Origin of the sequence: Nonomuraea rhizosphaerae (assembly GCF_019396405.1) — a bacterium.
GTDB classification, from domain to species: Bacteria; Actinomycetota; Actinomycetes; order Streptosporangiales; family Streptosporangiaceae; genus Nonomuraea; species Nonomuraea rhizosphaerae.
This window is the reverse complement of record NZ_JAHKRL010000418.1, coordinates 1-7,733: the sequence shown is the minus strand read 5'-3', so window position 1 is coordinate 7,733 and position 7,733 is coordinate 1. Positions and strand designations below refer to the sequence as shown.

General features: G+C 71.6%; 6 protein-coding genes and 1 pseudogene. 3 read left to right on the top strand and 4 right to left on the bottom strand.

From position 1 onward, the window contains the following. From KME77_RS21575 to KME77_RS21565, 3 genes and pseudogenes are all read right to left on the bottom strand, one after another. Positions 1 to 492: pseudogene (locus KME77_RS21575) on the bottom strand (hypothetical protein); the annotation flags it as partial. Between the two features lie 107 nt (positions 493 to 599). Continuing rightward, on the bottom strand, positions 600 to 1,589 hold the full coding sequence (locus KME77_RS29990) for a hypothetical protein (RefSeq protein ID WP_219470570.1): 990 nt from the start codon (positions 1,587 to 1,589) through the stop codon (positions 600 to 602). Beyond that, positions 1,586 to 2,185 carry an RNA polymerase sigma factor gene (locus KME77_RS21565; protein ID WP_219470568.1) on the bottom strand — a complete coding sequence of 200 codons (600 nt, stop codon included), beginning with the start codon at positions 2,183 to 2,185 and terminating at the stop codon, positions 1,586 to 1,588. Before KME77_RS21565 ends, KME77_RS29990 begins: the two co-directional genes overlap by 4 nt. Positions 2,186 to 2,293: 108 nt before the next feature. Here KME77_RS21565 and KME77_RS21560 point away from each other — a divergent pair, with 108 nt between their 5' ends. Continuing rightward, positions 2,294 to 2,692 carry a hypothetical protein gene (locus KME77_RS21560; RefSeq protein WP_219470566.1) on the top strand — a complete coding sequence of 133 codons (399 nt, stop codon included), beginning with the start codon at positions 2,294 to 2,296 and terminating at the stop codon, positions 2,690 to 2,692. 213 nt (positions 2,693 to 2,905) lie between these two features. Continuing rightward, positions 2,906 to 6,103: a lectin gene (locus KME77_RS21555; RefSeq protein ID WP_219470564.1), complete on the top strand. Its 3,198-nt coding sequence runs from the start codon at positions 2,906 to 2,908 to the stop codon at positions 6,101 to 6,103. Here KME77_RS21555 and KME77_RS21550 read toward each other — a convergent pair. Further along, on the bottom strand, positions 6,076 to 7,185 hold the full coding sequence (locus KME77_RS21550; protein WP_219470561.1) for a LacI family DNA-binding transcriptional regulator: 1,110 nt from the start codon (positions 7,183 to 7,185) through the stop codon (positions 6,076 to 6,078). The genes KME77_RS21555 and KME77_RS21550 overlap by 28 nt on opposite strands. A 141-nt stretch (positions 7,186 to 7,326) precedes the next feature. On the opposite strand from KME77_RS21550, the gene KME77_RS21545 reads away from it, so the two are divergent. Beyond that, positions 7,327 to 7,733 (top strand): asparaginase domain-containing protein (locus KME77_RS21545; RefSeq protein ID WP_219470559.1); only part of this gene is annotated, 407 nt, incomplete at its 3' end.

Genomic DNA, 7,733 nt, shown 5'->3' with positions numbered 1-7,733 from the left:
CGCGAACAGCGGGCCCGCCCCCGCGGCGGCCCGCCACGACAGGCGCGGCGACCACATCAGGACCGTCAGCCCGGCGACGACCAGGAAGATGAACAGCGTGTCCGACAGCACGGCGTGCTCCAGCCGCAGGAACGACGCGTCGAACAGCGGCGGCACCGTCGCCAGAGCCGCGCCCCAGCCGGGCAGCGACCTGCGGCGCAGCAGCGCGTAGACGAGCACGGCGATGGCCAGCCCCATGAGGTGCTGCACCGCCGCCACCAGCGCGACGCTGTGGAAGGGCCACAGCGCCCGCAGGAACAACGGGTAGCCGATCGGATGGAAGGACGCCGAGGGCGCGAGGTGGACGGCCGTGTCGAGGTAGGTGAAGGAGTCGTACCAGTAGAGCTGGGCGGGACGGTAGCCGAGCATCGTGACGACGCGCAGCGCGGCGGCGAGCGCGAGCAGCACGGCGAAGACGCGGTGGCCCGCGGCGAGGCGGACGAATGAGGGCATGACTGATCCGAGGGGTTGGTTCGGGGGATCGCGCGCACGCCGGAGAGAGCGCGTGGCGGCGCTGATGAAGGACGTGGTGTCAGGGGGTGCCGAGCGTCAGGGGCGCGTCAGGAGCAGGAGGCTGCCGGGCGCTCGGGGCCGGACGTGGATGGGGAGTCGGACTTGGGCTCAGGGCCGGACGTGGGCTCGGGGTCGGGCTTGGGCTTGGGGTCGGCCAGCATGAGGGCCTTGCCCGCCTCGCTCATGACGCCGTCGATCACGTACCAGTCGCCGGGCACCTGGACGCCCTCGGCGTAGGCCGTGAACCGGGCCTGCACGCCGCGTTCGCCCAGCATGGCGGCGACGTCGGTGACCTTCTTGTTGACGTAGTCCACGCAGTGGAACGGCTCGCCGGGCATGGCGACGCCGGGCGGCAGCATGTACTTCTCGCCGGGGCGGGCCTGCCTGCCGAGGACGACCTTGGCCACCCGCTTGTAGTCGACGGGGACCTTGAGCTGGATCGGGCATCCGGTGGGGCGTTCGCACGGGCCCGGGGCGTTCACGGCCTTGACGGGGCCGTCGCCGGGCACGGTCTCGCCCTTCTTGAGGCGGTCGTAGTCGTTGATCACGAACATGGAGCCCGCCTGGTTCGCGGACGTCGGCTTGACCGTGAGCGTGATGTCGAGGCCGCGGGCCTTCAGCTCGGCCTGGTACACCTCGGGGTCGGCGAACAGGTCCTTCACCGTGATGACGTAGAAGTCGCCGTCGCGCTGGATCTCCAGGGCCGCGGCGGCGGGCGCCGGGCCGATGCCGTCCACGGCGGGGAACGCCCAGCTCAGCACCACCGTCGCGGTGGCCAGCGCGGCGACGACCGGCCAGCGGAGACGCAGCCCGGCGAGCCGCCCCAGGCGGGGCGGGGCGAGCCGGTTCGGCAGAGTGAGCCGGCGGGGCAGGGTGAGCCGGCGGGCCAGGCGGAGGCGGCGCCGGCCGGGCGGGGTGGCGGTGATCTCGTCGAACAGCTCGCGAGCGAGCGGCGTCATGCCGGGCCCGGCGTCGGGCGCGATGTCAGCCATCAGGCGGTCGATTGTCCGCTCCATGGCGGGGTCGAGGTTCTTCATGCCGTCTTCCTCTTCGCCGAACCGACCGATCGCGACAATTCCACTGACGAGGCAGGAGTCGCCGTATGCTCATCGCGTCCCGTCAGATCCCGGCCCACGGCCCGCAACTCCCGGGCCAGCCGTTTCCGGGCGCGGTGCAGCCGCAGCCGGGCCGCCCCGCTGGAGCAGCCCAGCACGCTCGCGATCTCCTCCGAGCTGAGCCCCTCCCACCCGGCCAGGCACAGCACCTCGCGGTCGTCGCCGCCCAGCCGCCCCAGCGCCTCGCGCACGTCGTCGAGGTGGTCGTCGCGTGCGGGCCCGGCCGACTCCGTCCACAGCGCGAGCTGCGCGCCCAGGCGTTCGACCAGCTCGCCGCGCCGTGACCGGGCGCGGCGGCCGTTGGCCAGCACGCGCCGGGCCACCCCGTACAGCCACAGCCGGGCGGCGGCGCCGGAGGGCAGGTCGCCGACCCGCCGCCAGGCGGTCGCGAACGTCTCGGCCAGCGCGTCGGCGGCGTCCTCCGGGGAGTCGGTGCGCCGCCGCACGTAGGCGAGGATGTCGCCGTAGTGGGCGGTGTAGATCTCCTCGAAGCGCCGCTTGAGGTCAGGGGAACCCACGCTGCTCCCTGGTCGTCGGGGACTCGTTCACCTCTGTACGTGTCCGCACCCCGCCAGATTGTTTCACCGGACATCGATAGATTTTTCCCAGTAGTGTCCGGTATCACCATGGAGGACGAAGATGCCGCCGGCTGGCTCTGGCACGAGGCCGACCCCGGCGACTGGTCCGGCGAGGCGCTGAAACCGCTGGCCGAGGGGCGCGGGCACCTGATGCCGGTCGCGGAGCACGAGCGGCGCCACACCGGTGAGCGCGAGTACCGCGGCCTGGTCGTCCCCCTGACCTGCGGGCCGGGGCCGGACGGCTTCCGTCAGGTGGCCGGCAGGATCGAGGGCGCGCTCGGCCCGGCGAGCAGCGCGGGCGGCCCCGGCGAGGTGGACGGCGAGGCGCTGGCCGCGCACCTGGTGGAGGTCCTCAGGACGGAGAAGGTGTCCTCGATCAGAAAGCTCGGCAGACATGTCTCCGGCCCGGAGAACGCTCACACGGTGCTGTTCGGCCTGGGGTTCTAGAACGTTCGAGACAGAGGCGGGAATGCCTGCCCCTGTTCAGGGTGCCGTGTTTCCGGCGGATTTCGCGCGTGGGTCTTGACACGTTTCGCGGGCGGTATTCAATGAGATCGTCAATCCAATATGACAACGTTGTCAACCGACGAATGCCGGGCCCACTCCCAGGCCGCGGCGTCGATTCCCCATTGCCTGAACCCGGAAAGGGGCGGTTGCGTCATGCGATTACGGCTGCACACGCGAAGGGCGCTCGTCTGCGGCGCGGCGGCGCTCACGCTGATCCTCACGCCGTCCGGCGGCCGCGCGGAGGCGGCGGTCAGCGACCCCGCCGCCCTGGTCAACCCGTTCCTGGGGACGACCAACGACGCCAACGACTTCCCCGGGGCCGACGTCCCGTTCGGAATGATCCAGTGGAGCCCGGACACCGCGTCCAGGGCTCTGGGCGGCGGATACAACTACAACAGTCCCACCATCACGGGATTCAGCCTCACGCATATCGCGGGCCCCGGCTGCGGCGCCTACGGCGACGTCCCCATCATGCCGACGACAGGCGCCATCGGCACCAATCCCGCCGGCGCGAGCGCGGGTTACGCGCATTCCGGCGAGTCGGCCACGCCGGGCTACTACTCGGTCAACCTGAACAACGGCGTGCGGACCGAACTCACCACCACGACGCGCGGCGGGATCGGCCGTTTCACCTTCCCGTCCACCACGCAGGCGAACCTGTTGTTCAAGCTGACCGGCAGCCAGAACGGCGTCTACGCCAACAGCTGGCAGGCGGTGAGCAACACCGAGGTCGTCGGCTCGGTCACCAGCGGCCACTTCTGCGGCGCGTCGAACACGTACACGGTGCACTTCGCCGTCACCTTCGACCGTCCGTTCACCACGGGCACCTGGCTGGCCGGCAGCCTGAGCCCGGGCAGCAAGAGAGCGTCGGCGAAGTCGACAGGCACCACCACCGCCGCCGCCTCGCGGGCGGCCGCCCCCGAACCCAAGTACCACGGCGCGCTCCCGCCCGGGGAGCAGAGCGTGGCGGCGCTGGCCGAGCCCAACGGCGCCTACCTGACCTTCGACACGACCAGCAACCAGGTGGTGCAGGCCAGGGTCGGCATCTCGTTCACCTCCCAGGCCAACGCGCAGGCCAACCGCGACGCCGAAGTCCCTTCCTTTGGCTTCGACGCCGTGAAGGCCGCCGCGCACAACGCCTGGAACGCCGCCCTGTCCAAGATCCAGATCACCGGCGGGACCACCGCCCGGCAGCACGTGTTCTACACCGCGCTCTACCACGCGCTGCTGCACCCCAACGTGTTCAGCGACGTCAACGGCCAGTACAGGGGCTTCGACGGCGCCGTGCACACCGTCCCGGCGGGGCACGCCCACTACGCGAACTTCTCCGGCTGGGACATCTACCGCAGTCAGGCCCAGCTGCTCGGCATGATCGCGCCGGACCGGGCCAGTGACATCGCCCAGTCCATGGTGGACGTGTACACGGCGGGCGGCAGGCTGCCCAAGTGGTCGCAGGCCAACGGCGAGTCGTACGTGATGGTGGGCGACCCGGCCGACCCGATCATCGCGGGCCTGTACGCGTTCGGCGGCCGTTCCTTCGACACGGCGGCGGCCAAGAACGCGATGATCCAGCAGGCCACGGTCGCCAACCAGGCCAGGCCGGGCCTGAACTACCTGACCTCGCTCGGCTACCTGCCCAGCGACGGCTCGTACGGCTGCTGCAACTTCTACGGCTCGGTCTCGACCACCCTGGAGTACAACACGGCCGACTTCGCGATCGGCGCGTTCGCCGGGGCGCTCGGCGACACCGCCAACCGTGACAGGTTCGTCAACCGCGCCCAGGGCTGGCGCAACCTGCTCCATCCGACCAGCGGTTTCATGCAGCCGCGGCTGGCGGGCGGCGGCTGGAAGAGCGGGTTCAGCCCGACCAGCGGCACCGACATGGTGGAGGGCACGTCCTGGCAGTACACGGGCATGGTGCCGTTCAACATCCGGGGCCTGGCCGACGCCAAGGGCGGCAACGCGGCGATGATCAGCTACCTGGACCACGTGCTGGCCACGTTCAACGGCAGCGGCGGCGACCACGCCGACCTGGGCAACGAGCCCAGCATCGAGCTGCCGTGGGAGTACAACTACGTGGGCCAGCCGTGGAAGGCCCAGCAGGTGGTCAGGGCGGTGCAGGACCAGCTCTGGCCGGACTCGCCGACCGGCTGGGGCGTCGGCAACGACGACCTGGGCACGATGAGCGCCTGGTACGTGTGGTCGGCGATGGGCATGTTCCCCGAGACGCCGGGGACGGCCGACCTGGCCCTGAACACGCCGGTGTTCGACCAGGTGGACATCACGCTGAGCACCGGCAACCACCTGATCGTCAACGCGCCGCAGGCCGGGGCCTACATCCAGGGCGCGACCTGGAACGGCGCCACCTGGAACAACTCCTACCTGCCGCCGTCGGCCGTCATGAACGGCGGCACGCTCACCTTCACCCTCGGCGGGTCGGCCGGCACGTCGTGGGCGACCGCGGCGTCCTCGGCCCCGCCGTCCTACCCGGGCACGGCCGCCAACCTGGCGCTGGGCAGGACCGCCACCGGCACCACGTCCTGCAACGCCAACGAGGGCCCGGAGAAGGCCGTCAACGGCAGCGTCCTGGGCGGCAACACCGACAAATGGTGCTCACTGGCCGGCCCCAAGTGGCTCCAGGTCGACCTGGGCGGCGCCGTGAGCGTGGGGAGCTTCACCGTCCGGCACGCGGGCGCCGGCGGCGAGACGACCGACTTCAACACGCGCGACTTCACCATCCAGCTCAGCACCGACGCCAACACCTGGAGCACACCCGTGACCGTCACGGGCAACACGGCCAGCGTCACCAACCACCCGATCACCGCCACGTCCGCCCGCTACGTCCGCCTCAACATCACCACCCCCGCACAGAACGGCAACACCGCCGCCCGGATCTACGAACTGGAGGTGTACGCCCCGCCGCCGGCCGGCAATCTGGCGCTGGGCAGAACGGCCACCGGCACCGCGTCCTGCAACGCCAACGAGGGCCCGGAGAAGGCGGTCAACGGCAGCGTCTCGGGCGGCAACACCGACAAATGGTGCTCACTGGCCAGCCCCCAATGGCTCCAGGTCGACCTCGGCAGCGCCATGAGCGTGGCTCGTCTCACCGTCCGGCACGCCGGCGCCGGCGGCGAGAGCACCGACTTCAACACCCGCGACTTCACCATCCAGCTCAGCACCGACGCCAACACCTGGAGCACACCCGTGACGGTGACCGGCAACACCGCCAGCGTCACCAACCACCCGATCACCGCCACGTCCGCCCGCTACGTCCGCCTCAATATCACCACCCCCGCACAGAACGGCAACACCGCCGCGCGGATCTACGAACTGGAGGTGTACGGGTCCTGACCTGGTGAGAGACCGTCCCCGGTCCGGCCGGGGGCGGTCTTCCGCATCAGCGCGGCGTACCGGCCGGGGTCGCTCGACGCGCGCACGACCAGCTCGGGCCGCAGCAGCTCCTTGTCCGGCGGGCCGCCGGCCAGCACCCGGACGAGCAGCTCCAGGCCGCGCCGGCCCATCTCGTGCATGGGCGAGCGGACCGTGGTCAGCGGGACGGGCAGCTCGGCGGCCAGCGGCGTGTCGTTGAACCCGACCAGCGCCATGTCGGCGCCCACCCGCAGCCCGTGGTCGCGCAGCGCGCCGATGGCGCCGATCGCGCCGAAGTCGTTGACCACGAACATGGCCGACGGCCGCGGCCCGGCCGCCAGCACCTTCTCCGCGCCCTCCCGGCCGCCGGGCGCGTCGAAGCGCGCGTGCGTGATCCGGTGCCCGGGGATCGGCAGCCCGGCCTCGCGGAAGCGGTCGGCGAAGCCGTTCGCGCGGTTGACGCCGGTGCTCGCGTACGGCTCCCCCGCCACGACCGCGACGTCCTCGTGCCCGAGCCGCAGCAGGTGCTCGGCGGCCATCCTGCCGCCCAGGTAGTCGTCGCAGACGACCGCCGGATGCTCCCCGACCTGCCGGTTGACCAGCACGAACGGCACGCCCCTCGCGGCGACCTCGTCCAGGAACCCGGTGTCGGAGCGGCCGTCGCCGAAGATCATCCCGTCGACGCGACGGGCCAGGACCATCTCCGTGCGGGCCCGCTGCGCCTCGGGGACGTCGCGCGTGTTGGTGACGAACGTGGACAGCCCGTTCTCGGCCGCGGCCTCCTCGACGCCCTCGTAGATCGTGGCCAGCACCACGTCGGACAGCCGCGGGACCAGGACGCCGACCAGGTTGCTGCGCTGGGTGCGCAGGCTCATGGCGTGCGGGTTGCGCTGGTAGCCCAGCTCGCCGGCGAGCGCGCGCACGCGCACGGCCGTCGGGCTCGACGCCGCGCGCAGCCCCTCGTCGGGCTTGGCGTGCAGCACGCGCGACACGGTGGAGACGTGCAGGCCGAGCTGGTCGGCGATCATCTGCAGCGTGACCGGACGCGCCTTCTTCGCACCCACATGTCCCTCGGCTCTCGGCGATCGCGGCTGGCGGCTCACCCGATTTTAACGTGCGGTTCTTGACATTCCGGGGCCGCAGGCCAGATCCTACTCAAACGTTTGGCGCAAACGTTTGGGTAACCGTCATGAGGAGGCCGGCGCGTGTCCCAGGTCATCGTCCTGTCCACCGGCGGGACCATCGCCACCCGCCGCGACCCGCGCGGAGTGGGTCTCCCCGAGGACGGGGCGCGCGAGCTGCTCGGCCGGCTCCCGGCCCCCTCCGGCGTGGACGTGGTGGGCGTGGACGTGCTGCGCGCGGGCAGCTACCTGTTCACCCTCGCCGACATGCGCGAGGTCGCCGTGCGGGCCCGCGCCGCGCTCGCCGATCCGGACGTCCTGGGCGTGGTCGTCACCCACGGCACCGACGGGATGGAGGAGACCGCGTACCTCACCGACCTGTTCCACGCCGACGGCCGCCCGGTCGTGTTCACCGGGGCGCAGCGCCCGGCCGACGCGGCCGACGGCGACGGCCCGCGCAACCTCGCCGACGCGATCGCGGTGGGGGCCCG

What these genes read in the sequence shown, in the direction of transcription:
- KME77_RS21560 (WP_219470566.1), top strand. Translation starts at nt 2,294, where the DNA reads ATGGAGGACGAAGATGCCGCCGGCTGGCTCTGGCACGAGGCCGACCCC.
- KME77_RS29990 (WP_219470570.1), bottom strand. Translation starts at nt 1,589, where the DNA reads ATGAAGAACCTCGACCCCGCCATGGAGCGGACAATCGACCGCCTGATG.
- KME77_RS21555 (WP_219470564.1), top strand. Translation starts at nt 2,906, where the DNA reads ATGCGATTACGGCTGCACACGCGAAGGGCGCTCGTCTGCGGCGCGGCG.